This is a genomic window from Collinsella acetigenes, assembly GCF_012844445.1.
In the GTDB taxonomy this organism is placed as follows: Bacteria; Actinomycetota; Coriobacteriia; order Coriobacteriales; family Coriobacteriaceae; genus Collinsella; species Collinsella acetigenes.
The window spans coordinates 1-26,253 of record NZ_JABBCP010000005.1; the positions used below are offsets into that span (position 1 = coordinate 1).

General features: G+C 57.8%; 17 protein-coding genes, 1 pseudogene and 1 riboswitch. Of the genes and pseudogenes, 8 read left to right on the plus strand and 10 right to left on the minus strand.

Going from position 1 to position 26,253, the window contains the following annotated elements; genetic code table 11:
• Positions 1–356: 356 nt before the first annotated feature.
• The 4 genes and pseudogenes from xerD to HF320_RS06610 form a co-directional block, all read right to left on the minus strand.
• A pseudogene (gene xerD / locus HF320_RS06595) lies at positions 357–1,241 on the minus strand (site-specific tyrosine recombinase XerD); the annotation flags it as partial.
• Between the two features lie 159 nt (positions 1,242–1,400).
• Positions 1,401–3,062, minus strand: a complete 1,662-nt coding sequence (gene pyrG / locus HF320_RS06600; RefSeq protein WP_169277621.1) for a CTP synthase — start codon at positions 3,060–3,062, stop codon at positions 1,401–1,403.
• Positions 3,063–3,253: 191 nt separating this feature from the next.
• A complete protein-coding gene (locus HF320_RS06605) occupies positions 3,254–3,571 on the minus strand; it encodes a hypothetical protein (RefSeq protein WP_022386365.1) in 318 nt (105 codons plus the stop codon).
• A 205-nt stretch (positions 3,572–3,776) separates the two neighbouring features.
• A complete protein-coding gene (locus HF320_RS06610) occupies positions 3,777–5,258 on the minus strand; it encodes a DUF1846 domain-containing protein (protein ID WP_169277622.1) in 1,482 nt (493 codons plus the stop codon).
• Positions 5,259–5,430: 172 nt separating this feature from the next.
• On the opposite strand from HF320_RS06610, the gene HF320_RS06615 reads away from it, so the two are divergent.
• The 5 genes from HF320_RS06615 (at position 5,431) to HF320_RS06635 (ending at position 10,162) form a co-directional block, all read left to right on the plus strand.
• Positions 5,431–6,264: an ABC transporter permease gene (locus HF320_RS06615; protein ID WP_169277623.1), complete on the plus strand. Its 834-nt coding sequence runs from the start codon at positions 5,431–5,433 to the stop codon at positions 6,262–6,264.
• A 9-nt stretch (positions 6,265–6,273) separates the two neighbouring features.
• Positions 6,274–7,044 (plus strand): ABC transporter ATP-binding protein, encoded by a 771-nt coding sequence (locus HF320_RS06620; RefSeq protein WP_169277624.1) that lies wholly within the window; start codon positions 6,274–6,276, stop codon positions 7,042–7,044.
• Positions 7,045–7,071: 27 nt separating this feature from the next.
• Complete coding sequence (locus HF320_RS06625; protein ID WP_169277625.1) at positions 7,072–7,392, plus strand: helix-turn-helix domain-containing protein; 321 nt, start codon at positions 7,072–7,074, stop codon at positions 7,390–7,392.
• 186 nt (positions 7,393–7,578) lie between these two features.
• Positions 7,579–9,486 carry a fructose-1,6-bisphosphatase gene (locus HF320_RS06630; protein WP_169277626.1) on the plus strand — a complete coding sequence of 636 codons (1,908 nt, stop codon included), beginning with the start codon at positions 7,579–7,581 and terminating at the stop codon, positions 9,484–9,486.
• Positions 9,487–9,754: 268 nt separating this feature from the next.
• On the plus strand, positions 9,755–10,162 hold the full coding sequence (locus HF320_RS06635; RefSeq protein ID WP_249360775.1) for a GtrA family protein: 408 nt from the start codon (positions 9,755–9,757) through the stop codon (positions 10,160–10,162).
• Positions 10,163–10,491: 329 nt separating this feature from the next.
• Here the strand turns inward: HF320_RS06635 and HF320_RS06640 are convergent, their stop codons facing one another.
• The 6 genes from HF320_RS06640 to HF320_RS06665 form a co-directional block, all read right to left on the minus strand.
• Positions 10,492–11,577 carry a DUF4430 domain-containing protein gene (locus tag HF320_RS06640; RefSeq protein WP_169277627.1) on the minus strand — a complete coding sequence of 362 codons (1,086 nt, stop codon included), beginning with the start codon at positions 11,575–11,577 and terminating at the stop codon, positions 10,492–10,494.
• 1 nt (position 11,578) lies between these two features.
• Positions 11,579–18,739, minus strand: a complete 7,161-nt coding sequence (locus HF320_RS09190) for a DUF4430 domain-containing protein (protein ID WP_169277628.1) — start codon at positions 18,737–18,739, stop codon at positions 11,579–11,581.
• A 358-nt stretch (positions 18,740–19,097) separates the two neighbouring features.
• The gene (locus HF320_RS06650; RefSeq protein WP_169277629.1) at positions 19,098–20,198 is read right to left on the minus strand and encodes a protein kinase domain-containing protein; all 1,101 of its coding nucleotides are present in this window, start codon (positions 20,196–20,198) and stop codon (positions 19,098–19,100) included.
• A gap of 273 nt (positions 20,199–20,471) precedes the next feature.
• Positions 20,472–20,894, minus strand: coding sequence for an XRE family transcriptional regulator (locus HF320_RS06655; RefSeq protein ID WP_169277630.1), 423 nt, complete (start codon positions 20,892–20,894; stop codon positions 20,472–20,474).
• 45 nt (positions 20,895–20,939) lie between these two features.
• Positions 20,940–21,380: an FxLYD domain-containing protein gene (locus HF320_RS06660; RefSeq protein WP_040220302.1), complete on the minus strand. Its 441-nt coding sequence runs from the start codon at positions 21,378–21,380 to the stop codon at positions 20,940–20,942.
• A 333-nt stretch (positions 21,381–21,713) separates the two neighbouring features.
• Positions 21,714–22,943 carry an amidohydrolase gene (locus HF320_RS06665; RefSeq protein ID WP_169277631.1) on the minus strand — a complete coding sequence of 410 codons (1,230 nt, stop codon included), beginning with the start codon at positions 22,941–22,943 and terminating at the stop codon, positions 21,714–21,716.
• A 149-nt stretch (positions 22,944–23,092) separates the two neighbouring features.
• A riboswitch (Lysine riboswitch) is annotated at positions 23,093–23,265 on the plus strand.
• Between the two features lie 9 nt (positions 23,266–23,274).
• Here HF320_RS06665 and HF320_RS06670 point away from each other — a divergent pair.
• The 3 genes from HF320_RS06670 to dapB are packed head-to-tail and all read left to right on the plus strand — an operon-like array spanning position 23,275 to position 26,221.
• Positions 23,275–24,582, plus strand: coding sequence for a diaminopimelate decarboxylase (locus HF320_RS06670; RefSeq protein WP_169277632.1), 1,308 nt, complete (start codon positions 23,275–23,277; stop codon positions 24,580–24,582).
• Positions 24,583–24,597: 15 nt separating this feature from the next.
• Positions 24,598–25,488, plus strand: coding sequence for a 4-hydroxy-tetrahydrodipicolinate synthase (dapA, locus tag HF320_RS06675; RefSeq protein WP_169277633.1), 891 nt, complete (start codon positions 24,598–24,600; stop codon positions 25,486–25,488).
• Positions 25,481–26,221 (plus strand): 4-hydroxy-tetrahydrodipicolinate reductase, encoded by a 741-nt coding sequence (gene dapB / locus HF320_RS06680; protein ID WP_211159004.1) that lies wholly within the window; start codon positions 25,481–25,483, stop codon positions 26,219–26,221. Before dapA ends, dapB begins: the two co-directional genes overlap by 8 nt.
• Positions 26,222–26,253: the final 32 nt, after the last annotated feature.

The window sequence follows — 26,253 nt, forward strand, 5'->3', positions numbered from 1 at the left end:
TCTCGGCGGCCCCGTCGCCCGAGCCCTCGCCCGCCGAGGTCGGGAGCGTCCTCGCGCTCGTCGAGGAGGCGTTCGACAGGAAGCTGCGCGCGGCGTAGCATGGGGAGGGCCCGCTCCGGGGGACGGCATTACACCACTTTTCGGGACGCGATACCAAATGACTGGCGGTTTTTCAAACACTTTTAAATGAGTGGCGGTTTTTGAAATGCCCCAAGGCCAAAAACTGCCTATAGATGCATGATTATCCGCCACACATTCGAAAAAACGCGATTTACCGCCACACATTCGCGCGTGCGAGAGAAGAGGCGGCACGACGTCTGCGGAGACTTACGACGGCAGCGCACCCAGCGTACCCCTTAGGCGCGAGGATGCGCCGAAAGATATACCTCGCGCAGATGGGTGCGGTCGACATGGGTATAGATTTGCGTCGTAGAGATGTCGGCGTGCCCCAAAATCTCCTGCAGGACACGAAGGTCGGCACCGCCCGCAAGCATATGGGTTGCAAACGAATGACGAAGCGTATGGGGATGCAGTCCCTCGATACCCACCAGGCGGCCGTAGCGCTCGCAGATAGCATGAACGGATTGGCGCGATATGCGTCCGCCGTTCTTATTCAAGAAAACACCCGGGCACGCGGCGACACGACGAGCATGAGCCGCCAACTCGCGGCGTGGTCCGTCGAGATAATCGACAAGAGCCTTGAGAGCAGAGCCGCAAAGGGGCACCAAGCGCTGTTTCGACCCTTTGCCGAGCACGCGGACAAACTCGTCATCCAAATAGAGATCTTGTACGTCTAGGCCCACCAATTCGCTCGCGCGTAGACCGCAGCCATAAAGGACCTCGAGCATCGCCCGGTCGCGCGCGCCGGCGGCACCGGCTGGAAACTCTTGATCAAGCAATGCCCGCGCAGCATCGATGGAAATATAGTCGGGCAGACGCTCCTCTTTTTTGGGAAGATGCACGTTAGCCGTTGGATGAGTCTCGCAGATCCCCTCGCGCACCAAAAAACGGTGGAAGCTCTTCACCGAGGAAAGCGCACGCTCGATCGACGCGCTCGCATAGCCACAGTCACGTCGCGCAGCCACGAACGCCTCCACATCCGCACGTCGAACGTCCTTGGGAGCATCGATGCCCCGTCCGATCAGATGCACAAGATACGCCTCGAGATCGCGACGATACGCAGCCACAGTATTTGCGGAGAGATTGCGTTCCACCACCAGATGATTGAGAAAATCACGTACGTTATGCTCAAGTGGGGTCTTACCCGTAAGTAGATCTCCCGCCGACCGTCCCCGAAAAGCTCCTGGCGTCCCAGAAACAAAAGGGACCTTCCGATCCCGCGTCGTGGCAGAATCGGAAAGGTCCATACGAACATTCATATCGCGAGAGCGTTGCGACAACTACTTCTCCTGCGGATTATGCGGGTTCACAAGTTCGCGCGATGTGCCCTCATGCTGGCCGATAGCCGCACGAACGAACTCGCGGAACAGCGGCTGCGGCTTGGTCGGACGGCTCTTGAACTCAGGGTGTGCCTGGGTGGCAACAAACCACGGATGAACATCCTGGGGAAGCTCTATCATCTCGACCAGACGCTCATCGGGCGAAACGCCGGAGATAACCAGTCCCGCCGTGGCAAGCTGGTCACGATAAGCGTTATTGAACTCAAAACGGTGACGATGGCGCTCGTAAACAAGCTCCTCCCCATAAGCCTCGCGCGCGAGAGTGCCCTCTGAGAGCTTGCAGGGATAGGCACCCAAACGCATGGTGCCGCCCTTCTCGGTCACGTCTTCTTGCGAGCTCATAAGGTCGATAACGGAATGCGGGCCCTCGGGATCGAACTCCGAAGAGCTCGCGCCCGCAAGACCGGCAACGTTGCGAGCAAATTCGCACACTGCAACCTGCATGCCCAGGCAAATACCCAGATAGGGAATCTTATGCTCGCGAGCATAGCGGGCGGCGCAGATCTTTCCATCAAAGGCGCGCTTGCCAAAACCGCCAGGCACCAGAATGCCGGAAGCGTCGGAAAGAACCTCGTTCACATTCGAGGCGTCAAGGCTTTCCCCGTCGACAAGCTGGACATCGACATGGCGATCGTAGAAGATGCCCGCATGGTGCAGAGCCTCGATAACGGAAAGATAGGCATCGGGAAGCTGGGTATATTTGCCCACTACGGCAATCTTGACGCGATCCGCATGCTTGTTAGCGTGGTTTTGCTTGCCAATGAAAGCATTCCAGTCGGCCATATCGCGTTCGCGCGGGTCGAGCCCCAGACGCTCACAGACACGCAAGTCGAAGTCCTGATCCGCCAAAAGGCCCGGAACATCGTAGATGCTTGCACAGTCTTCATTGGTAAACACGCAATCGGTGTCGACATCGCAGAAGCTGGCGATTTTGGAGCGAATGCTGTCGTCGATATCATGATCGGAGCGCAAGACGATGATGTCGGGTTGGATACCAAAGCTGCGCAGCTCCTTGACGGAATGCTGCGTGGGCTTGGTCTTGACCTCGTGAGCTGCGGCGATATAGGGAACCAAGCTCACATGGATGAAGCAGACGTTCTCGGGGCCAGCATCTTTGCGATACTGACGAATGGCCTCCACAAAGGGCTGTGACTCGATGTCACCGATGGTTCCACCCAACTCGGTAATGACCACGTCGGAGCCCGTCTGTTCCTCGATGCGGCGGAACTTATCCTTGATGGCGTTTGTGACATGGGGAATCACCTGGACGGTGCCGCCCAGAAAATCGCCGCGGCGCTCGCGCGCGATCAAGCTCTTGTAGATAGCGCCAGTGGTGAAGTTGGAATCGCGGGTAAGGTTCTCGTCGATAAAGCGCTCATAGTGACCAAGGTCGAGGTCGGACTCATAGCCGTCCTCCGTAACAAAGACCTCACCATGCTGGAACGGACTCATGGTGCCCGGGTCGACGTTGAGATACGGGTCGGCTTTCTGCATCGTCACCTTGTATCCGCGCGACTTAAGAAGACGGCCCAAAGAAGCCGCCGTGATGCCCTTGCCAAGCGACGAAACAACGCCACCAGTTACAAAAACATGCTTGGTCATATTTAGTTACCTGCGCTTCCCGTAGAAGTTTCCATTGTCTTCGACGGGTCTTTATTGTACGACGAGACTTTGGACATGCTATTGAAAATTAAAATCGAAATAAAAGAAATCGGGCGGCCCCGGCATCAAATGCCAGAACCGCCCTTTCAAAAGCAGTAGCTTCGGTGGCGCACCGAAAGCAGGAAAGGCAGCTATCGCTTTTCTGAAGCGATGCGCTTCCCCATCTCCAAACCTTTGAAATACCACCTGCCGGAATCGGTGATCGAATACGTGTTGGGGAGCTGCGCCCCGGCCTCGGTAAAGTGAACTTCCTGATCGAGCAGTCCCGCTTCGGATAACCGGGAGATAGCGGCGTGGATGCGCCATTCGCTTACACCAACCTGCTTGGCGAGCCATGCACGGGAGAACCCAGCAGCGTCGCCTCTTTTTTCCACGGCATCGATACTCTGTAGAATCGCCAACTCGACGCGCGCCATATCGGCAACGCTTGCACGTCCCCTACCTGCCATGCTATGTCCTTAGAACGTTCCGTCACTGCGCCATGGGCGGACACGCGACCGGGCTCATCCGGCCGCTCTTGCATATTTTAGGGCAATAAAACGCGCAAAATATAAAAAATCGGCATGATAGCGCGTATTTTTGGCAGGCGGACAAAGACCGGCCTCAGGCTCTCCTGGACCGGTCTTTATCAGGGGCATTTTGTTGCAAAGCAGCCTAGCGATGGTAAAGCGTATGGCGCTCGTACTTGGGCTCACAGCACACGTTGATACCCAAGCGGCGCATGACTTCCTCGTCGGTAGGCGAGATGATCACGCTAAAGAACGCATCGCAGCCGCGCAGCTGTTCAAGGCCGGAAAGGACGCGCGCCGCAACCTCGCTCTCCGCCGAGGTGATGGAGAGGGCCATGAGGGTCTCATCGGTATGCAGGCGCGGATTACTGCTGCCCAGGAAATGAGTCTTCAAGCGGCTGATGGGCTCGATGGCATCGTCGCTGATGACCTCGACCTCAAGGTCGACACCAGAAACAGCCTTGAGCGCATTCATCAGAAGCGAGCTGGCGCAACCCAGGCGATCGGATGTCTTGCCGGTTACCACAGAGCCATCGGGCATGACCATGGCACCCGCAGGCGCCCCGGTCTCCTGCTCGCGAGCGCAGGCCGCGGCACGCGCGGGAGAATAGTCGCTATCGACGCCCGCCTTGGTCATGATGCGCTTCAGGCGATCGACCTGCTCGTCACCCATACCGGTGCGACGAACCTGCTCGCGGCCGGCAAAATAGCGGCGCACGATCTCCATGCGACTCGCATCGGAGCACGCCTCGTCGTCGGTGATGGCAAAACCAACCATGTTGACGCCCATGTCGGTTGGGCTCTGATAGGGGCTCTCGCCCAAGATCTTCTTCATAAGCGCACGGACCACGGGGAATGCCTCGACGTCGCGATTGTAGTTAACCGCGGTCTTGCCATAGGCTTCCAGGTGAAACGGATCGATGATGTTCGCATCGTCGAGGTCGGCGGTTGCCGCCTCGTATGCGATGTTGACGGGATGCGAGAGCGGCAGGTTCCACACAGGGAAGGTCTCGAATTTGGCATAGCCAGCCTCGACGCCGCGCAAGTGCTCGTGGTAGAGCTGCGACAAGCAGGTAGCGAGCTTGCCCGAGCCAGGACCCGGGGCGGTAACCACCACAAGGGGGCGCGTCGTCTCCACGAACTCGTTCTTGCCATAGCCCTCGGGCGAAACGATCAAGTCGACATCGTGGGGGTAGCCCTCGATGGGATAGTGCAGCTTTGCGGTGATGCCCAGCTCTTCTAGGCGATGGCGGAAGACATCGGCTGCAGGCTGGCCCGCATATTGAGTGATAACGACGGCGGCGACGGCAAAACCGTTGCTGGAAAACAGGTCGACAAGACGCAGGACATCCTCGTCGTACGTGATGCCCAGGTCTCCCCTCGCCTTGTTCTTCTCGATATGGTTCGCGTTGATGGCGATGATGACCTCGACCTCATCGGCAATACTTTTGAGCATGCGGAACTTGGAGTCGGGCTCAAAGCCGGGAAGAACGCGGCTCGCGTGGTTGTCATCAAAGAGCTTGCCGCCGAACTCCAGGTACAGCTTGCCGCCAAACTGTCCGATACGCTGGCGGATATGCTCCGCCTGCAGCTCGATGTACCTGCCGTTGTCAAACCCCTGACGCATGCGACGGGCTCCCTCCATAACGATATGGTCTCGTATCCAACGGGAGATTATAGCGTGAGAGAGCGGCTTTTCGGCACGACAGGTGCACTCATGCAAAAACGATGCCGAAGCCCATACCGTGCTACCATAAACCTTCGAATAATACGAACCACCTGTTCAAGGAGCACCGCTCGTGGCAGATACCTCGTCAGCATCCACATCCACCCACGCAAAAACCGAGCTGCAAAAAGACATCTTTATCCTCAAGCAGCTTGTGGGCAAAGACTTTAAAATCAAATATCGCCGCAGCTTCCTGGGCGTTGCCTGGAGCGTGCTCAATCCGCTGCTCATGATGATCGTGATGGCCATTGTGTTCACCACCATCTTCGCCCAAGGGCGCAATGAATCGATCACGCCGGAGATGTACCCGCTCTACCTCATTGTGGGTAACGTCACCTTCGCCGTGATGTCTGATTCCACAAGCCAGGCGCTTTCCTCCATCATCTACGCATCTTCACTGCTTAAAAAGGTCAAAGTGCACCGCTTTGTCTTTCCGGTGCAAAAGGTCTTGTTCTCACTCGTGAACTTCGCCTTCTCGCTTATCGCGGTGGCAATCGTCATGCTGTGGTTCCACGTAGTGCCCACTTGGCATCTGCTGCTACTTCCCATCTGCCTGATTCTCCTCATGTTCTTTTGCATGGGCCTGGGCCTTTTGCTCTCTGCCGCCACGGTGTTCTTCCGCGATGTCATGCACCTATGGAGCGTTGTGCTCACGGCATGGACCTACTTCACCCCGATCTTTTGGACCACCGACTTCATCCCCATGATGGACTCGCACATCCTGCGCGTCTTGATGTATGCCAACCCCATGTATAACTACCTGCAGTTCATGCGCGATATCTTCTTGTTCCAGACCTGCCCCACCCCGCTCGAGTTCGGGCTTTGCGTTGCCTGGGCGGTTATCGCCATGGTTATCGGCTACGCCGTCTTTCACAAGAACGAGCACAAGTTCATCCTCTATATCTAGGAGCCCGGCATGTCAGATGCAAAGAACGCCGCGGCTGCGGCCGAAGAGTACGCCGTCGAGGTCAACGACGTCACCATGATCTTTAACATGGCCTCCGAGCAGCTCAACAACCTCAAGGAATACTTCATCAAGCTCGCAAAGCACGAGCTGTTCTTCAAGGAGTTCCGCGCGCTCAAGCACATTAGCTTCAAGGTGCGCCGCGGCGACGTGGTAGGCCTTGTGGGCACCAACGGCTCGGGCAAGTCCACCATGCTCAAGGTGATTGCCGGCGTGCTGGAGCCCAGTGAGGGCGAGTGCATCGTGCGCGGCAACATCGCCCCGCTCATCGAGCTGGGAGCAGGCTTTGACATGGAGCTCACCGCGCGCGAGAACATCTACCTCAACGGGGCGCTGCTTGGCTACACCAAGCAGTTTATCGACGAACACCTGGATGAGATCGTCGATTTTGCCGAGCTGCACGACTTCATGGATATGCCGCTTAAGAACTACTCCAGCGGCATGGTGGCGCGTATCGCGTTCGCCATCGCCACCATCACCGAGCCCGACATCTTGATTGTCGACGAAACCCTCTCCGTTGGCGACGTCTTTTTCCAGCAAAAATGCGAGCAGCGAATCCAGCACTTCATCGAATCGGGCGATGTCACGGTATTGTTTGTCTCCCACTCCATCGAGCAGGTCGAGCGCATCTGCAAGCGCGCCGTCTGGATCGAAAAGGGCGATCTTCGCATGGATGGCCCTGTCAAAGAAGTATGCGAGGCATATCGCAACCAGTTCAACTAGCCCGCGGGCAGCAATCGAAAGCACAATATGCCCCATAAAATCGAGAAAGCGGAAGGGGTCTACACAGCAGGCACCCTTCCGCGTATTTTAGGTGACAACCTTCGCCGTGCGCGCGAGGAGATGGGCCTTTCCCAAACACGTTTTGGCCTGATGGTCGGCCTTTCGCGTCAAATGATCAACACGCTTGAATGCCGGGGCTGCAATATACAGATTGACTCGCTGCAGCGCATTGCCGACGGATTGGATATCCCCGCTTGGAAGCTCTTGGAAGACCATGCGGGCGAATGCACCGAGCGCGAAAACACCCACTCCACGCATACGCATCGAGACACGCACGTTTGCTGGTAGGCGTCGGCGGCAGCTGTGCGCGCGTAAACGGAATACACTCGGCCCGCGCACATACCGTCTCCATGCTAAAACGCATGACCGCACGATTCTTTGATAGCCCCCGCCTTGTCGCGCTGCATCATGGCTACACTGGTATATGCCAGCCATTGCGGCAACAACGCCCCACGAGCGACAAGGAGCATATCGATGGTCGCTACCGAACGTGCCGAACAAACCCTAAAGTATCTCTCGCTGCTCTCGCAGCAGTTTCCCAATCAGCAGTCTGTCTTCACCGAGATCATCAACCTGCAGGCGATTCTCAATCTGCCCAAAGGAACCGAGCACTTTATGAGTGACCTGCACGGTGAATATGAAGCCTTCATGCACATCCTCAACAACTGCTCGGGCGTTATTCGCGAGCACATTGACGAAATATTCGGCGATACGCTGTCCAACTGCGAAAAGGGTGACCTATGCACGCTCATCTACTATCCAAGCGAAAAGCTGCGATTGGTGCGTGCGGCGAGGCGGGACTCCCCCACCTGGTACAAAGAGAATCTCAACCATCTCATCACCGTGGCGCGCTCCCTTTCGAGTCGCTATACGCGCTCCAAAGTCCGCAAGGCCATCCCCCACGATTACGCCTATATCATCGATGAGCTGCTGCATACGCACCCGGATGAAAACAACTACCGCATTCGTTATCACGAGCGCATCATCGACTCGATTCTCGAGACCGACTCGACCGACGACTTTATCCGCTCGCTCTCGGCGCTCATCAAGCGCCTGGCAGTCGATCACCTGCATCTTGTGGGAGACGTCTTTGACCGCGGCGGTGGCGCGGCAAAAATTATGGACCGCTTGATGGACTACCATTCGCTCGATATCCAATGGGGCAATCACGACATCTTATGGATGGGAGCCGCTGCAGGCGAAGAAGCGTGCATCATCAGCGTCTTGCGCAATAATCTGCGCTACGACAACTACGAGATCCTCGAAAACGATTATGGCATCTCGCTGCGCGCCCTTGTCGCCTTCGCAAACAAGACCTATCACGCCAACGACAGCATCACGCCGCTCATCAAAGCCATCAACGTCTTGCTGTTCAAGCTCGAGGGGCAGATCATCATGCGCCACCCCGAGTTCGACATGCAAGATCGTCTGCTGCTCGACAAGATCGATACAGATGCGGGCACCATCGATATCAACGGCATTACCTGGAAGATGCGTACAACCGACTTCCCCACCGTCGACTCCGAACACCCTTACGATCTTACAGAGGAAGAGCAGGCTATCGTCGATAAGCTCGTAGCAGAGTTCACCGGAGCCGATCATCTGCGTCGCCATATCGAATTCCTCTACAGCCGTGGGTCCGTTTATCTGGTACGCAACGGCAACCTTCTGTTCCACGGCTGTGTTCCCATGAATGACGACGGCACGTTCTCGAGCTTCAGTTGCATGGGAACGTATCGCTCTGGCCGCGATTATCTCGATTTTTGCGACAACGTGGCCCGCCGCGCATGGCGCACGCGCGAACGCGATGCTCTCGACTGGATGTGGTATCTGTGGATCGGCTTCAAATCGCCAATGTCCGGCCGCCTCGTCAAAACCTTCGAGCGCTCTTATATCGAGGACCGTACCTCATGGGAGGAGCCCATGGATCCATACTTCACCCTTACGCGCGAAATCCCTGCATGCGATGCCATCATGCGTGAGTTCCGCCTTCTGCCGGGCACGGGTCATATCATCAATGGACACACACCGGTCAAAACCGTTGCAGGCGAAAAGCCCATTCGCGCCGACGGACGCCTGCTGGTAATCGATGGCGGCTTCTGCCGCGCCTACCATCCCAAAACCGGCATCGCAGGCTATACGCTCATCTCCAGCTCGCGTGGCATGCGCCTAAAGGCGCACGAAGCGTTTAAGAGCGTTGACGAGGCTTTGACCAGCAACGCCGACATTCAAAGCGTGACCACGCGTTTTGATGTCGCAAAACGCCGCTTGATGGTTTCCGACACCGACACCGGCGAAGAGATCCGTCGTCATATCAACGACCTGCGACTCCTGCTTGACGCGTATCGAAACGGCGTCTTGCCCGAGGTCTGCCAGGTCTAACTGCACGCAAGCCCGCACGGCGCACGAGGCAGACGCTGGGTCATGCGGGCTGCGGATTTTTGACCAGCGTTGAGCCGTTCCTACCCAGCATTGCCGATTCTGCCCAGTAAACAACATTCGGCCGTTTAGATGGCCTTCACCTACCGCCTACGGATTTGTAGGCTTAGTAGTTTTGTAAGGCCACCCCTTACCTTTGCATAACAAAACCCATAAAGTATCTCTTCGGACTTACTACCTTATGTCCGTAAGCGTCTAATCAGGAGCATCTGTGCGAAAACTTGCCAACATGCCAACAACAAAGCAGTTTGCAAAATTCGCCGTGGTGGGATTTGCCTCCCTCGCGGTTGATTACGCCTTACTGTTGGTCTTGGTTGAATGGATGCATATCGACCTCCTCTTTAGCACGACGGTCTCGTTTATCGCCTCTGTGATAGTGAACTACGCACTGAGCATGCGCTTTGTCTTTGAGCATAAGGAGGACATGAGCCGTAAGCGTGAGTTCACGATTTTTGCCATCCTCTCCGCCATCGGACTTGGTCTCAACGACCTGTACATGTTTGTAGGCGTCGCCGTTTTCAACATTGGCTACCAGTTCATGAAGCTCGTATCCACGTTCCTGGTAACCTGGTACAACTACTTTAGCCGTCGTCGTTTTCTGGACGGCAGCCGCGCATAGCCGTCAGCAATAGCACATTGATTGATAGGTGCCCTGCAGAGTTTTCTGCGGGGCGCTTTTGTATATGTATGGGTCCTCGCGCGCGGAAAAGCTAAGAGCAACGGTGGCGCAGTCCTCGCCGTCTGTGCACGATACGCAGCACAGCTACGGCCTCTGCCCCGCCCCAGAGCCCACGTCCCAATGCCCGCACACAACGATGAAAGCATCTGCTTCGCAAGCCGAACCAATACGGCCCGAGAGGCAGCCCGCACGTCTTGCAACAAAAAGCGCCGAGATCCGCAAAGGATCCCGGCGCAATTGAGCAATCGAGTCAAAGCGATACCTAGAGGCTACTCCCCCGTCACATATCGCCAGACGATCTTCTCGCCGCCTGCAAGCTTATAGTTAGCGCATGACGTCATGGGCATTACGCCGTTGACGTAATACGTCCAGCCGCTCTTGCCACCGTGCTCTTTCTCGGCAAGGCCGCCAATCGAAGAGACATATAGACCAAACTGCGTATTGCCAGCGTTGATGCTCACACCGGTTGCGCACAAGGCGTCATAGACCGTTGCTCCAGCAGGAATCGAAACAGATGCCGAAGAACTACCGGCGCCAACCGCAGAACCATCCACGGTGACAGAGACGGTAATGCTCGCATCCGCTTGAGCAGGGGAACTCGAACTCGAGCCCGAGCCCGACCCCGCTTGAGACTGAGCAGCAAGAACACTATGCGATTCCGTTGTCTTGACAAGAACCTCACCTTGCGAGGTGGCCTGCTCGATAACGGTAACCTCTGCGTCATCGGGCAAAACAGGAGCATCGCCCGCTTCTTGTTTGAAGCCGTGGTCTTTACCAAGGGCAGCATACGCGTCGCCCGAGATGCGGTACCCATCGCAACCAGCCAGGATTTGCGCAGTATCCTCGTTTTTGCTCGCACGCTCCACGGGATAGGAAACGACAACGCGCACGGAGCCGGCCATGTCCTCGGCAATCCAAGTAACATGCGAAACCTTAACGTTCGCCTCACGCGCCCATGAAGCAAGGGCGGCGGCGCGACGCGCGGTGCTGGTGATTGCATCCTCCGCCGTGGAATCGCTCGCGTTTTCAATCCAGATGCCGTCCTTGCCAAGAACAACGTTCACGTCGCCTGTCGAAAGAGAGACATCGTCCGAACCGTATTTGAGCCGAGCGATCTGCCCTTTGACATCGTCATCGGTCACCGAAGAAGATGCAAGCTCCAGCGATGGCGAAGAAGATGAGCCCTCCTCGACCGTTTGGAGCGTATTGCCGCCCAGGAAGGCAAGCGGATCGGATCCGTTTGCATACTGATACGCGGACCATCCGCAAAAAGCAATCACGAGAGCCGCAAGCACAGCAACGACAACGCGAACTGCCTGTGCGGCGTCCGAATTCCTACGTGCAGAATTTGCCATGCTACTCACCGCCTTGCTTTTTGCGCTTAAGCACTATAAGAACAACCACGCAGACGCCCAAAGCGATGCCGATAAACGGCCAGGTGGGTAGATCGACCTTCTTTTTCTCAGCGGTTACCGCAACTGCCCCGCGATCGGACGACTTCTCGACGGAAGTCTCGAGCTCGCCAGAATCAAAACCGGCAAGAAGCGACTCATGCTCGCCGGTCTGCCGCGCCGCATTGCTCTTGAGGACCCCCGCCAAAGACACAGTAGCGTGCGAAGTAAGGACGAGAGAGGTCGAAGAGGCGTTGCCCTTGGTTGAGACCGGGCGAGACGAAGGAACCGGCGAAGGCACAGGGCTCTCGTTCTTTGTCCACTTGGCATAAAGCGTCATATCGGCCGTCACGACGTCTTTGGAGAAATCCCACTTCTTGCCTTCAGCCGTGTACCAGCCGAGGAATGTATAGCCGTCGCGGGTAGGGGCGACCGGCTCGGAAACCATCTTGTTCTTGGCAACATAACGCGGTGCGACGTACGAACCGCCCCGTGCATCGAACGCAACTCTCCAGGACTCGGCACCCGCTAGCTTAAAGAGGCGTCCCGAGTCATTGGCGTAGTACAGGTTGCCCTTCTCATCACAGATGATAGAAGCGGTGCAGTATTCACGATACTTTGCGTCGGGCGTGAATATCATTTGCGCCGCATCGTCGCCCAGTTTATAAGCGTAAACGCCACCGGGCAGAGCGTTGCAGGTGAAGTACACGTACGTGTCGTTACCTTGAACCGAGACGAGCGGGGCACTCTTGGACTCGCCCTTGTCTGCGCGGATGCTCTTTTTAACGCTCATAGTGCTCAGATCGATGACAGAGAGCGTTCCGTAACCCTCGATGTCCATGCCACAGACATACGCCAGACCGTTGCTCACTGCCGGCGTAGAGGTGGAAATGGCAGCGAAAGCGACACCCTTCCCCTCATTCTCCATCGTGAGCCTGTTGCCGCTGCGACGAATCTTGTAGAGCGTTCCGTTATCGCGGGAGACCGCGAGATACGTGCCGTCGCCGTTCTCGCCAGCCTCGACGGCGACGATGCCAGAGCGAACGGGCGTGCCTACGCTTACGCTCGAGAGCTCTTTGCCGTTGGAGCCATCAATGAGGGCAACCTTACCGGACTCGTTACCGATGATGATGTCGTCACCGGAGGCCGCAGCGCCCGCCCAGTAGTAGCCCTCGTTCTCGTTGGTCTCGGACTTCTTCTTGTCTGTTGTCCAGTCCACTTTGCCGGAAGCCAGGTCAACGCACACGAGCGCACCTTCTGAACCGTCGACAACAGTGAAGCCTGCGTAGGCCTTGCCGCCGGAAATGGTCACGGACGTGAGAGCTTGGGTATCTTTGATCCCGAGCGAAGGGGTCTTGTATCGACAGGCTATCGAGTACTGCCCATCCTTCTTGTCCAGAACAAAAATGCCGAGCGAGCCGTCCTCAAAAGGAACGACCAGATAGCCGTCTTTATAGGCGGGACGGCAGAAGTAGCCATTGTTCGCACCAATAGAGCAGCTCGCAAGCTCCTTCTTTCCGGTTTCAGAATCTATGAGCACAATGCGGTCGCCCTTAACCGCGCAAATATTACCGTCGATAATGAGCAAGTCCGAAACGCCTTTTGCACCGCCCTTGATATCCGCAGGCTCATCCCACGCAGATTCAGCTGCACCAGACGGAGTCGGCACTTCGACAACCGAGCCATTGGCTTTGCCGCCGGCAAACGCAGACCAGGCAGAGTCGAAGTTAGACTTAGGCGCGTTGGGGTCGGTCGTGAGGGCATCGGGGTCAGGCAGCTTGTCGTCAGCCGTATAGACCCAGGCGATAGACTTCGCGTCCTTCAGCTTGACGCTGCCCGCGCCCAAATCGGAAGGCTTGCCATCGATAAAGAGCTTCCAGTAAGCCCCAGTCGTAGAGTCCCATGCGAGCGTTCGCCCATCAAACGGCGATGTAATTGAGTTGAGGAACCAGCCCCATGTACCCGTACCATAATCCGCAGAGATGCCACTCTGCTTGAAGGCAAGTTCAGTCGCATCAGCCACGGTCGCGGCATCAACCATGGTGTAGTCAGCCGCAGGCGCCCACGTCTGAACATTACCGCCGCTGTCAACACCGATAATCTGCAGGGAAGCCTTTGTCTGCCCAGGCATAGTACCGTCAGAGCCGTAGACCCAGGAAACTTTGTCACCGGCCTTGAGCGTGTAGTTACCGGCGCCCACATTTGCAAGCTTGCCGTTGACAAAGAACTGCCAGTAATTCCAAGTGGAAGCGTCAACCTTTTCGGTCGAGAGCTTTACGCCCTCATCAAACGGAGAGGTGAGCGAGTTGAGGTACCAGCCGTAGGAGCCCGTCCCGGTGTCAGCGCCAATGCCAGCCTGCTTGAACACCTGCTCAGAGAGCTCCGCGGCGGTCGAGCCCTCCTTCACTTGGACGGTCGTGGGCTGAGCCCAGGTCTGCTGGCTACCGTCCTTAGCCTGGCCAACAACCTCGCAGCTCACGGAGAGCTGGTCGGTGGGCGCAGCGTCACCGTACTTCGAGTAGCACCAGACGACAGAGTCGCCCGCCTCGAGCGTGTAATCGCCAGCGCCCACCGATGCGGCCGTACCGTTGATAAAGAGCTGCCAGTACGCTCCGGTCTGCGAATCATAGCCAAGCGTTCGGCCCGCGTCGACGGGCGAGGTGACGGAATTGAGGTACCAGCCCCAGGTTCCCATGCCGTAATCGGCAGTGAGGCCGTGCTTCTTGAAGAGCGCCTCAGAGAGGTCGGCGGCGGTAGACCCCGTTTTGAGCGTATACGGCTCGGCGGCGGTCCAGGTCTGCTGGTTGCCCTTAGCGTCGACGCCAATAACCGAGCACGTCGCTGTGACCTCGGGGCTGTTTTGACCACTCGTGCCCACGACCGTCAACGTTGCTGAGACATCCTGGTTGGCAAGCTTGGCATACGTGGCATTGTCAGGATAGCGCTCGGCATAGCGAGCGTACTTCTCGCTCGTCAGGCGCGAGGAAACGACAACCTTCGTGTTGTACTGCGGCTGCGTGACCTTGAGATTCTCTGCGGAAACAATAGAGCTGTTGCTCGACTTAAACAGACGCCAGTCCTGTCCGGACATCGCATCATAGCCAGGCAGGTCAACAGGAACAATGCCGAGGGACGTCGAATCGGTCGTTGCCTTGTTGTAGCTCCAGGCAAGGTTGCCGTCGGCATCCAGATACGCTTTCTGAAACGCGTGCATGTCACCGGTAACAGCAGCGGCATCCTGACCGTTAAGGATGGCAGCAGCGTAACCAGCCTTCGCCTTTTCCATAAGAGAAAGCTCAGCATCGAGCTCCCCCTGATCCTGCGGAGCAATCGCAAAGTCGAGGGTCTTGCTTGCCGTGACCTCGGCGTTGGACTTATCGGTCACCGTAAGGGTAATCTTGGCCTTCGCCGCCTCGGCGCCAGGCAGCGGCTGGTAGACCGTGCCTTTGTAACCGTTGAACGTGATGCCGTCGGTGCTGGCGGAGTACTCGACCTTGTAGTACTTGCCGTCGATATTAAGCGTGCTCGTGCGCGGCATCTGCAGATCGGCGGTCAGGCCATCCTTGTTAGCGACCGCGTCGGTGCCGGAGTACTTGATGTTGTTGTAGGTAAAGGCCGCATCGACCTTCTCCTGCAGTGCCTTCTTGTCGGCGGCGATCTTCTCGGGATCGCCCTTGACGGTGAGCTTGAAGTCGTGCGAGCCGGCAAGCTTGATGTCGCCACTCGTAACCGTAACCTTGGCGGTCAGCGTCACGTCTCGATCGCTCGATGCGCGCGAAACCTTACCCGTCTTATCTTCCCAGCTATAACCAGAAACAGACAGGCGCTCGGTGTCGGAGCTTGTCCATTCAACAGAGAATTTCTTTGCGGAACCCGCCTTGTACGGAAGCGTGACATTTTGGGTCACGCCATCGGCGGACTCGCCCGCCGCGTAGCCAATCTGCAGGGATTCGGCGGCACTGTCAAGAAGGTCTTGCAGCTCAGCCTCGTCCCAAGCAACCTGTACCGACTTGTTGGGCTGGTAATACTCGGTCTTGCCATCGCGCGACAGCTCAAACACCACATCGGCGCTACGCAGACCATCGATGTTGTAACCGGTGTAGTTGTTGGGGTCGATGTAGAAGAACTTCACATCGCCGTTGGTCTTATCCTGGGCGTCGGAGATACCGACCGTAGCCTTGGCGTCCTCGGCCTTAAAAGCAACGCTGCCCTCGGAGACCTTGACGTCAATATCGGTGAAGCCCAAATCGGCAAGCTGCGCCTTCAGAACATCGTTGACGTTGCCGCCCTTGGCGCTGTAATCAACGGTGATCAGTTTATTGGCATCGTTGAGCTTTTGGACTGCGGCCTCAAGCGATCCTGCGGCGATGACGGGATTGGCAGAGACGAGCTCGACCGTCGAGCTGCCGCTCGTGGCGACAGCCTTCAGATACTTGCCCGCGGCAGAAGCCGAGACCGTCGCCTCGGCGCCCGACATATCGGACAGAAGCGTCCAGTCGGCCGTCGGAGCCTTCGCGTCGTCGGCCGCATACCAGGCAACAGTCGCCCGGTCGGTGACGTCGATACCGTTGGTGGTCGAACCGTCGGCGCGCTTGGCCTGTGCCGTCGCCTTAACGCTATCGCCCGAGACGAGATGAATCGAATCACTATTGATCTGCGGCGTAGTGGTCACGCGCAGCAGGTTATACTCCCCCGCCGCGGTAACGCTGTCCGACGAAACCCACTCAACCGTGTTGTCGAGAGCGCTCGCCGTAACCTTGATCTTCTTGCCGACAAGCGCATCCGTAATAGTCAGGCTACCGTCGGTCGTATCGATGCCGTCGGTGAGCTCGGTCCAGTCGGCATCGCCCTCGCCCTTGGCATACCACGCCATGGTGAGCTCAGCATCGTCGGGCACGTCCTTCGTCGAGCCCGACCAGCTGCCCGGAACCTGCACGCTCGGCGTGATCTTTGAACCCACGCTCAGCGTAACGTTCTTATCGGCAAGCTCAATGCCCGCCAGCTTGTACTGGCCCTTAAGCGTCACGGGACCAAGCGGAGCAATAGACTGCGTGCCGCTGTACGAGCCCTTCTTCTGCGTGCTGAAAACGGTATTTTCGCTCGTCACCTTCACGCGCAGATACTTGCCGGCATAGGCAGCGTCAACGGTATAGGTGGCCTCAGTAGCACCGGGGATATCGGTATAAGCGGAGTCATAGCTCGAGCTGGTATTTGCATACTGCCACTGATAGGTCACATTATCGGTGCGGTCGATATAGTTATAGTTGGAGCCGTCCTTTTTGCGCACCTTGGTCTTGAGCTTGTCGCCCACGTGCACGCCGTTGGTGGCAGGAGAGCCCTCAAACTGCACGTCATAGAGCTCCACTTGACCCGCAACAGAAACAGGACCCGCCGCATAGTAAGAAGGCTTCTGCTCGCCGTAACCGCCGTTGGCCTTGGCCACGACGTAGTAGCCCTTAAGGGCAGCGGTCACCGTCAGGGTGCTACCGGTCTCACCCTCGATAGGCGTGTTGCACGAGTTGGCCCTGTTCGAAGTGCCCTTGTACCACTGCCACGAAACGTGCGAATCAGCGGTAACGTCAGTGGAACCCGCCTTGGCGGTCGCCGTAATCGTGGAACCAACCTCGACTTTGCCCGAAGTCGGGCTCATAGTCACGCTCGTGACATTAATTGAACCGGCAGCAGCAACGAGAGCGCCCGTCGAGTTGGTCAAGCTCGAAGAGCCGATCTTCGAAGACACCTTGCACTTGAGGTACTTGCCGCCCAAAGTATCGGTTAGCTCGAGGGTCTCACCCGTAGCACCCGCAATGTCGGTATACGTGCCGCCCTTGGTGTCAGAGCTCTGCCACTGGAAGTTGAGCTTGTCCGCGTCAACGAATGCGCCGTACGCGCCGCCCGTCTCCTTAGCGCGAGCTTTAGCGGTATCCCCTACTGTGAAGACGCTCGTGTTGTCCTTGGTGTTAACGATGGACACGGCCGAAATCTCGACCTCACCGGCCAGCTTGACCTTGCTGGATGTGGTCTTGCTCACCGTGTTGACGCCGGCAGTAGCCTCGACCTTAATGTACTTACCCTCGAGGTCATTGGTCAGTGTAAGCGTAGCGCCCGTCTCGCCCTTAATCTTGGTAAAGCCCGAGTACTTCGAGGTGGATGCGGACCACGTGTAGGTGACCTTGGCGTCGGCGGGGGCTTGCTGATAAGAGCTTATGTACGGAGTCGCCGTAAGGGTATCGCCCACGCTCGGCGTGTCGCTACTGAGTTTGACGCTGCCAAGCTCCATCTGCCCGGCGCCCAGCACGGGACCGGGGATGTTATTGGCATTGATGCCCGAGCCGGAAGAAACGGACGGACCATAGTAGTCCTTGCCATCAACCGTTACCTTGCAGATGAAATATTTGCCTTCCATCGCGGCGGTGACGGAGAGCGACTGCTCATGGCCTACGACCTCGGTGTAGTCGGCGACATTGCTGCTGGCCCTGGTCGTGCCGGCGAGCCAGGTGTAGGTCCAGGTGCCGGGATTGGCAACGGACTCAGTCAAAGTGCCGTACCAGTCGTCCTCGACCTCATCGTACATGTTTGCCCAGAGCGTATCGCCCGCATTGAGCGCGCCCGACTTTGTGGAATAGGAGTTGTCTTTATCCTTGGAGTCCTGGATATAGACCTTGGCCTCGGAGGTCAGCTCGTCAGCAGAGGCGATTGCGGGGGCATTGGCCTTTCCTGTAGCGGTAACCGCAGTGGGCGCGACGGCCGCAGGCTGCTCGACAGCAGCGTCGGCTTCGGGCGCGGCCTTCTCTGCCGGCTCCTCATCGGCCACAGGCTCCTGCTCGGCGTCGGCCGCGGCGTCGTCGGACGCGGGCGCGTCCTCGGCAGACTGATCCTCGGCAGCGGCCTCGACCTGCGGCGTCGCCGCGAGCTCATCGACAGCCCGGGCGATGCCCTCGGCGCCTTCGGCCCACAGCTGTGCCGGCGTGGTGCCAAAGACCATAAGCATGGTCATAAACGCCACAAGAACACGTGCGGAGGCTATTCTCATGTTCCTGATTGTGCGCGCTACTCGATTGCGCGCCTCTTTGCTCGACAAAGCGGCAGGCTGCCGCTCACCGTCGTGCGGGTGCTGTCCGATCACGTCGGACCTCCTTTCTCCAGAGCCGTGTGCCGCATGAGGCGACACCTAGATGGGAGGCGATCCGACTTGACATCATCCATCCGCGCGCACCGCCCGATCTGCAGCGCACTGATTCCACGGATGTCCGAGATACGGTTACTGGTACAGCCGGGGATTCTCACCCCGATTCTCCTGGGCGCATGCGCCCGTGCGTCTCCGCACCACCATCTTGGCCATGTTTTACCGGAGCTATCCTACCACAGACCGTATGGTCCCCTACCTGCCGGAACAATCATCGGGCAAGCTTTTCACGCACTGTTATTCAAGATGCGTGGTCAGACGCACGAAACTCGCCTGCAACCGGTCGGCGTCAGCAGCTCTAGGGTTTTGGCAATGCGATAAGCGAAGCGCAAACAGTAACGGTAAAGCACATCACAATCACGCCCGTTCCAACTAAACACACCTGAAGCTGCCCACAATTTCGAAGCACGGGAATACGCTTCCACAGCCCGCGTTTATCGAGCAAAATGCTAACGATAGCAGCAGGGGCGACAACGGTTAACAGGTCGTATTCCATAACACGAAACCAAAATGGAAGCGCCGTATCGAACGCATTGGGATAAAAGATCGCAAATTGACTGCCCAGAATGCATAAAAACCAATTGCAAAGAAGCAGCAGATTCCAAATGGCTCCCGCCCATCGCGGTATACGGCGTAGCATTCGGATAAAAGAGCTGGCAGCACCCCGCATGTTCGAGAACGCTCCATGCGCCTGATTTACCATCGAATCGAAGGGGGCCGGATGACCACTTGAGTTGGGTCCGGGGCGCTTCATCCATGCCTGCTGCGGCAGCGAGCTCACCGCGGAGCTCAATTCGCGAACGCTCGCATAGCGCTCGCGCGGATCAAAAGCGCAGGCCTTGCATATCACCCGTGCGATAGAATGCACAACGCCAGCCTCCTCGCAAGAAGACACATCCATAGCGTTGGGAGGCTGCCTACCCGTAAGACAAAAGAACAGCACCTTGCCCAAAGCATAGATGTCGCTGCGCACACTCGTCTGCCCAAAGCCAAACTGCTCGGGCGGGGCATAGCGCCGCGTGCCAAAATGCGTGGTATCGCACTCTGCGTCTTCATGCCACAAGCGCGCAATGCCAAAGTCGATCAACTGCGGCCCCGAGGGCGAAATGATTATATTTGATGGCTTAAGATCCCTATGGATAACGGGCGGATTGATGCACTCATGCAGCTCGCGAACCGCTGTGCAAAGCTGTAAAAAGAGATATTTCATCGCTGCCGGAGAGATGCTACCGCTCGATACGTATTCGGAAAGCGTGGGACCCTCGATATACTCCATCACGACCGAGCGACGCTCGGGACCTCGCAAGCATTCGACGATCTTTGGCACGTGACCGATAAAAAGCCCCGCCCGCTGAGCCCGCTGCAACACCTCGTAAACGTCAGCTCCATCCGATTGCACGGGATATACCTTACGAACATATCGCGGCACCGCGCTATCGAAACTGCCGTGCGCCACCGGCGCGCCGGCGGGCACAACGACCTCAGTCGACCCCGTAGCGTCAGCATCTTTTAGCACTTCGATTACGCGCCACCGGTCGTCATGGCCGTACGCTCGCAGAAAACAATCGAGTTCGCTGTCGAAATTGCTCTCTATGTCACCTGTTATATCCATGGGGCATATCATAGCAAGGCGTGCGGACAAGATTTCGAATCAATGTATGACGAGAAACGTCTAACAGATAGTATCCTCGCCCAGGCGATAGAGCTCCTCGTTGACCTTTTGCAGCGAGCGAGCGCGATCGATGCAAAACAGGATGATGGCGTCGCGCCGGCACTTGGGATCCAGGCGCGCCGCGCCGGCAGCCGTAAGCGCACGATTGGTCTCGCGCACGCTCAAGGCCATGGCAAAGGCGATTTGCAGCACCTTGTTACGAGACGGGTGGCGTTGCCCGGTAAAAATCTGGTAGCCAAAGGTCTCGTTAAGGTCGGCCATACGCACCACACGCACACGTTCGAGGTGCTTTTCTTCCAACAGCTGCTGAAGATAGTCGGAAAGGGAGATGTCTGGCAGCTCATGGCTGCCGAGAAACGAATCGACCGTCGGAGCATCCAGCAGCTCATGCAAAAGCTCTTCCGTCAGACGTTCGTGCTCCATCTCCCCCTCCTTTCATAAACAATTCGGTTAACACGAAACCGCTTCTTAGAAGCCAGAAACGTCCACGCGCTCCCAGTTGGCAACGTCCTCGGGCTTCTCCATGCTTGCCGCCTCGAACTTCCAGGTGCCGCCCGCCTTGAGGTTATTGATGTTCGCGAGGGCTGTGCCGATCTGCGCGCCATCAGCATCATACAAGTTGTACTCGATCTGCAAGTAGCTCTTATCCTCATCGGTATTGTTGACGAGGGTGCCGGTGATCTTCACGCCGTAGGGGTTCGAAGTGTCGAGAGTCTCGTCCGAAATGGTGTAAGGCTCCTGCTCTGGCTTCTTCTCCTCGGTCTGCTCGGTCTTTGCAGCGCCGGCGCTCGTAGAGGAGTCACTCCCCTTGTCGCCGCCGGAAAGCGAACCAAACGCGCCGAGCGCCACAAGCACAACGACAACGATGAGGACGATCTTGCCAATGGGTTTTTTCTTTTTCTCTGCCATGTTCTTTCCATTCTCCAGTCCAACGAGAGCACACGTCACGTGATGTACCGCCCATGGTAAAGAGAGTGGAATTGTATTTCATTAGCTGGGAGCTAATGCGAGGGTGGATGGCGAATTTCGGCAGCACGTAGGGAGGCCACCCGCGCCCACTCAACGCCGAAAACCCGCGCACAAACGCGCATATTTCGCCCTCCAGAGCAAAAAGTCGACGTTTGTGCGCGGGTTTTGAGATGCGGAGCGCCAGCCGCAGCAGGCCACTCGTGACGTACTGTCGCTGCACGCAAATGCCTAGACTCGAGTGCACGCAAAGGCACGACCGGCGGCCTGTTTGCCCTATGCCATATGCACGAGGCGCTTGTACACGTCCAGGCCCAAAAGCAGGCACTCCTCCGAGAAGAGCATCGTATCGGTATGGAGCGCAGCCGTGGCGTAGGCAGGGCACCCCTGCTCATCGCGCGGGTTTTCGACCGGCAGCCCACCATCCTCCGCCGTGGGAACGCCACAGCCCAGCAGGAAGAACACACCCGGTAGGTGGCGCTGGTAGAAAGAGAAATCCTCGGCAATCAGCAAGGGCTCCTCGATAAGCTCGAGCTCGGGCACCACCTGGTGCGCCAAGCCGAACAAAGCAGGATCGTTATCCACAGGCGGATATCCTTCAGCAAAATCAAGATCGTAGGTGCAGCCCGTAGCCGCACAGGCCTCCTCCAACGCGCGCCGGATGCCCGCGCGTGCACGGTTGAGCATCGAATCGGTAAAGACACGCAGGCTACCGGCCAGGTGTGCCTCCCCCGCCACGGCATTGCACACCGTACCCGCCTCGACCAGACCAAACTTGCAAATGCATGGTTCTTCGGCGCCCAATCTATCCATGAGCTCACGCTCAGCCACCAAGAACCGCGCTGCCGCGAGCGCGGCGTCGTGCGACTCCGCCTCGTGCACGCCAAGAGTCTTGGCAATGTGGATGCTTTCACCGTGGATACGCACGTGCGTCTCGCTCGCACGCGCGAGCATGGGGCCCGCACAGGATGCAACGGTACCTGCCGGCAAATCGGGCCACACATGAAATCCGAAGATACGATCGACGTGATAGCGCTCGAAAACCCCGCTCTCACACACCGTCTTAGCGCCGCCCGTGGTCTCCTCTGCCGGCTGAAACACAAAGAGCACATTGCGTTTGAGCTCACCGGGGCGCTCACGCAAAACGTAATCGACATACACGGCGGCCGCAAGGGCCATTGCCATATGGGCGTCGTGGCCGCAGGCATGCGTCTTGCCCGGATGAGTCGAAGCAAAGCTCGCGCCCGTCGCCTCTTCAATGGGCAGCGCATCCATATCGGCACGAATCGCTGTCGTAGAAGCAGCGTCGACGCCCGCGTCGAAATACGCGCAAACGCACGAATCACACGGATGCGTCACCTCGCAGGAAAGCCCAGCGAGTACGCGCTCTACATATGCCGTGGTCTGACCCAGATCAAAACCGAGCTCCGGGATGCGGTGAAGGTCTCGGCGATAGCGCACGATCCGTGCAAGGTCGGCGTTTCGCTGCGTATCGTTTGTATCCATGGGTGCCCTTCGACGCGTTTGATTGCCCGACATTATAGGGCACCCATCTTGCCCCAGAGCGTCGAGGTACCCTTTCATGCGAGTATTACGAAACAGTGTCGTTGCTGCTTTTCGCCTTGTTTCACCATCATATTCATGGTACTGTGGCAAAACTCGATAGAGGAGCGGGCGCGAAGACGCGCGGGCGAGCCGGCAGGCAACGACCCCGCACCGAGGCAACCCCGCCGAACTTGGTCGACCGGGCACGGAAGACCAGGTGGGCTTGCGGGAAATACCCGCAAGACTGTCTGCACGGACATTCTGCAGGAGTGCTATCAGAAAAGGAGCCTCAATGGCAAAGACCCCCTTTGTGTCCAAAGACCAGCTGGTCGCTATAGCAAAGCAGTTCCCTACCCCGTTTCATCTGTACGATGAGGCAGGCATTCGCCGCAACATGGAAGCGGTGCGCGACGCGTTTGCTTGGAACCCCGGCTTTAAGGAATACTTCGCCGTCAAAGCGAATCCTAACCCGCGCCTCATCTCCATCCTGCATGAGTACGGGGCAGGCTGCGATTGCTCGTCTGAAACCGAGCTCATGCTCGCCGGCGCCATGGGTATTGCGGGTCACGACATCATGTTCTCGTCCAACGACACGCCTGCAGACGATTTTCGTCTGGCAGCCAAGCTAGGAGCCATCGTCAACTTTGACGACATCTCGCATATCGATTTCTTCGAGCGGGTGGCAGGCCCCATCCCCAAGACCGTGAGCTGTCGCTTTAACCCCGGCGGACTCTTCCAGCTGGCAAACGGCATCATGGATAACCCGGGAGATTCCAAATACGGCATGACCGAGGAACAGCTCTTCGAAGCTTTCCGCATGCTTGTTGAGCGCGGCGCCGAAAATCTGGGCATCCATGCCTTTCTGGCAAGCAATACCGTCACCAACGATTATTACCCCGCCCTCGCGCGCATCCTGTTCGACCTCGCGGTACGCCTGCAACGCGAAACAGGCGCGCACGTGACATTTGTCAACTTGTCCGGCGGCGTTGGCATTCCCTATCGCCCCGAGCAAGAACCCAACGACATCCACGTTATCGGCGAAGGGGTGCGCCGGGCGTTTGAGGAAGTGCTCGTCCCTGCGGGCATGGGGGACGTCTCCATCTTCTGCGAGATGGGCCGTTTCATGATGGGTCCCTACGGTTGCCTGGTCACGCGTACCCTGCACGAGAAGCATATCTATAAGGACTATATCGGCGTCGATGCAAGCGCCGTCGACCTCATTCGCCCTGCCATGTACGGCGCCTACCATCACATCACCGTGATGGGACAGGAAAACGGACCGGACAAATCTAGCGCCCCGGCCACAAGCACCTACGACATCACCGGCAATTTGTGCGAGAACAACGACAAGTTCGCCGTCGACCGAGCGCTCCCCCGCATCGACATCGATGACCTTCTGGTCATCCACGATACCGGCGCGCATGGCTACTCCATGGGCTACAACTACAACGGCCGTCTGCGCTCGGCAGAGGTTCTCCTGCACGAGGACGGCACCTGTGAGCTCATCCGCCGCGCCGAGACGCCCGCCGATTACTTTGCCACGCTCGACGTCGCTCCCACAGGTCGGCAGCTTCTCAACAATCTGAAGAACAATTCTTAAGAAAGGGACTCAATAATGGATATCCGCAATCTGGAGGGCTCGATCGTAGCTCTCGTCACGCCTTTTTGCGCCGACGGCAGCATCGACTTCGCCGCACTTGAACGCTTGGTTGACTTCCATCTGCAAAACAACACAGACGCCATTTTGGTGCTCGGCACCACGGGTGAATCCGCAACCATGACCGACGAGGAAGACAACACCGTCGTTGCCGCCGTGGTCAAACAGGTTGCCGGACGCGTCCCCGTTATCGCGGGCTCCGGATCCAACTCGACCGCCACGATGCTCGATAAGTCGCTCTCCTACCAGCGCTTGGGCGCAGACGGCTTGCTCACCATCACGCCGTACTACAACAAATCCAATGAAGAGGGCATCTATCAGCACTTCAAGACCGTGGCAGACGCCGTCGACATCCCGTGCATCCTCTACAACATTCCCGGCCGCTGCGGTTGCGGCATTAGCAAGCACAACGTCGAGCGCTTGGCTGCCCATCCCAACGTCATGGGCATTAAAGAGGCCAGCGGCAACGTTGCGTTTGCGGCGAGCATCGCGCATCTTCTGTCCGACGAGTTTCGCATGTACTCTGGCGAAGACGCCCTCACCGTGCCGCTTATGAGCCTGGGCGCCTCGGGCACCATCAGCGTCTGGGCAGATGTTCAGCCCGCGCTCGTCCACGAGATGTGCCACGCGTATCTGGATGGTAACGTTGAGCGGGCGCGAGAGATTCAAATCGCCGGTCAGCCGCTCATCCAAGCGCTCTTTAGCGAGGTCAATCCCATTCCCGTCAAAGAGGCCCTGAGCCAGATGGGCCTGCTCGACCTTCACTATCGCATGCCGCTCATGCCCATGGCGGACAACACCCGCGCTGTCCTCACGGCAGCACTTAAGGAGGCAGATATCATTGCTTAGCACCATCATCATGGGGACGGGCCGCATGGGCTCGCTCATCAAGGCAACCGCCGAGTCCATGACGGATGCATCCGGCGAAGCGCTTTTTGACATCAAGGCCCAAATTGGCTTTGATACAGACGAGCTCACCACGGCACCCGCCGCCGACGTGATTATCGATTTTTCCAACGCCTGCACCCTGTCTGCCGTTGCCGCCTATGTCGAACGCACGGGCGCAGCGCTCGTGAGCGGCACCACGGGCTACACCGCAGAACAGCTCGAGCAGATAAAGCAACTGGGAAAGCACGCCCCCGTCATGTGGAGTGGCAACTACTCCATCGGCGTGGCTACGCTGCGCCACCTGGTGGCACAGGCAACGCGCGAGCTCCCCGGCTTTGATGTTGAGATCTGCGAGACGCACCACAATCAAAAGGTCGATGCCCCTTCTGGCACGGCAAAGATGCTGCTTGACGAGGTTATTGCCGCCGAACCCGAATGTGGCTACCACGCCCAATATGGCCGCGAAGGCATGTGCGGCAAGCGCGACCCCAAAGAAATCGGCATGCATTCGCTACGTGGCGGCACCGTCGCGGGCGTGCACACAGTGAGCTTCTTTGGCACCGATGAGGAGGTCTCCCTCACCCACCGTGCCACGAGCCGCCAGATCTTCGTTAACGGCGCGCTTGCCGCCGCGCAGAAACTCGCAAAACGCGAACCCGGTTTCTACACCTTTGACCAAGTTATGTTCGAGTAGCCAGACGCTAACAAGAGCCATACACCGGCTAC

What these genes read in the sequence shown, in the direction of transcription:
- pyrG (WP_169277621.1), bottom strand. Translation starts at nt 3,062, where the DNA reads ATGACCAAGCATGTTTTTGTAACTGGTGGCGTTGTTTCGTCGCTTGGC.
- HF320_RS06605 (WP_022386365.1), bottom strand. Translation starts at nt 3,571, where the DNA reads ATGGCAGGTAGGGGACGTGCAAGCGTTGCCGATATGGCGCGCGTCGAG.
- HF320_RS06610 (WP_169277622.1), bottom strand. Translation starts at nt 5,258, where the DNA reads ATGCGTCAGGGGTTTGACAACGGCAGGTACATCGAGCTGCAGGCGGAG.
- HF320_RS06620 (WP_169277624.1), top strand. Translation starts at nt 6,274, where the DNA reads ATGTCAGATGCAAAGAACGCCGCGGCTGCGGCCGAAGAGTACGCCGTC.
- HF320_RS06625 (WP_169277625.1), top strand. Translation starts at nt 7,072, where the DNA reads ATGCCCCATAAAATCGAGAAAGCGGAAGGGGTCTACACAGCAGGCACC.
- HF320_RS06630 (WP_169277626.1), top strand. Translation starts at nt 7,579, where the DNA reads ATGGTCGCTACCGAACGTGCCGAACAAACCCTAAAGTATCTCTCGCTG.
- HF320_RS06640 (WP_169277627.1), bottom strand. Translation starts at nt 11,577, where the DNA reads ATGGCAAATTCTGCACGTAGGAATTCGGACGCCGCACAGGCAGTTCGC.
- HF320_RS06655 (WP_169277630.1), bottom strand. Translation starts at nt 20,894, where the DNA reads ATGGAGCACGAACGTCTGACGGAAGAGCTTTTGCATGAGCTGCTGGAT.
- HF320_RS06660 (WP_040220302.1), bottom strand. Translation starts at nt 21,380, where the DNA reads ATGGCAGAGAAAAAGAAAAAACCCATTGGCAAGATCGTCCTCATCGTT.
- HF320_RS06665 (WP_169277631.1), bottom strand. Translation starts at nt 22,943, where the DNA reads ATGGATACAAACGATACGCAGCGAAACGCCGACCTTGCACGGATCGTG.
- HF320_RS06670 (WP_169277632.1), top strand. Translation starts at nt 23,275, where the DNA reads ATGGCAAAGACCCCCTTTGTGTCCAAAGACCAGCTGGTCGCTATAGCA.
- dapA (WP_169277633.1), top strand. Translation starts at nt 24,598, where the DNA reads ATGGATATCCGCAATCTGGAGGGCTCGATCGTAGCTCTCGTCACGCCT.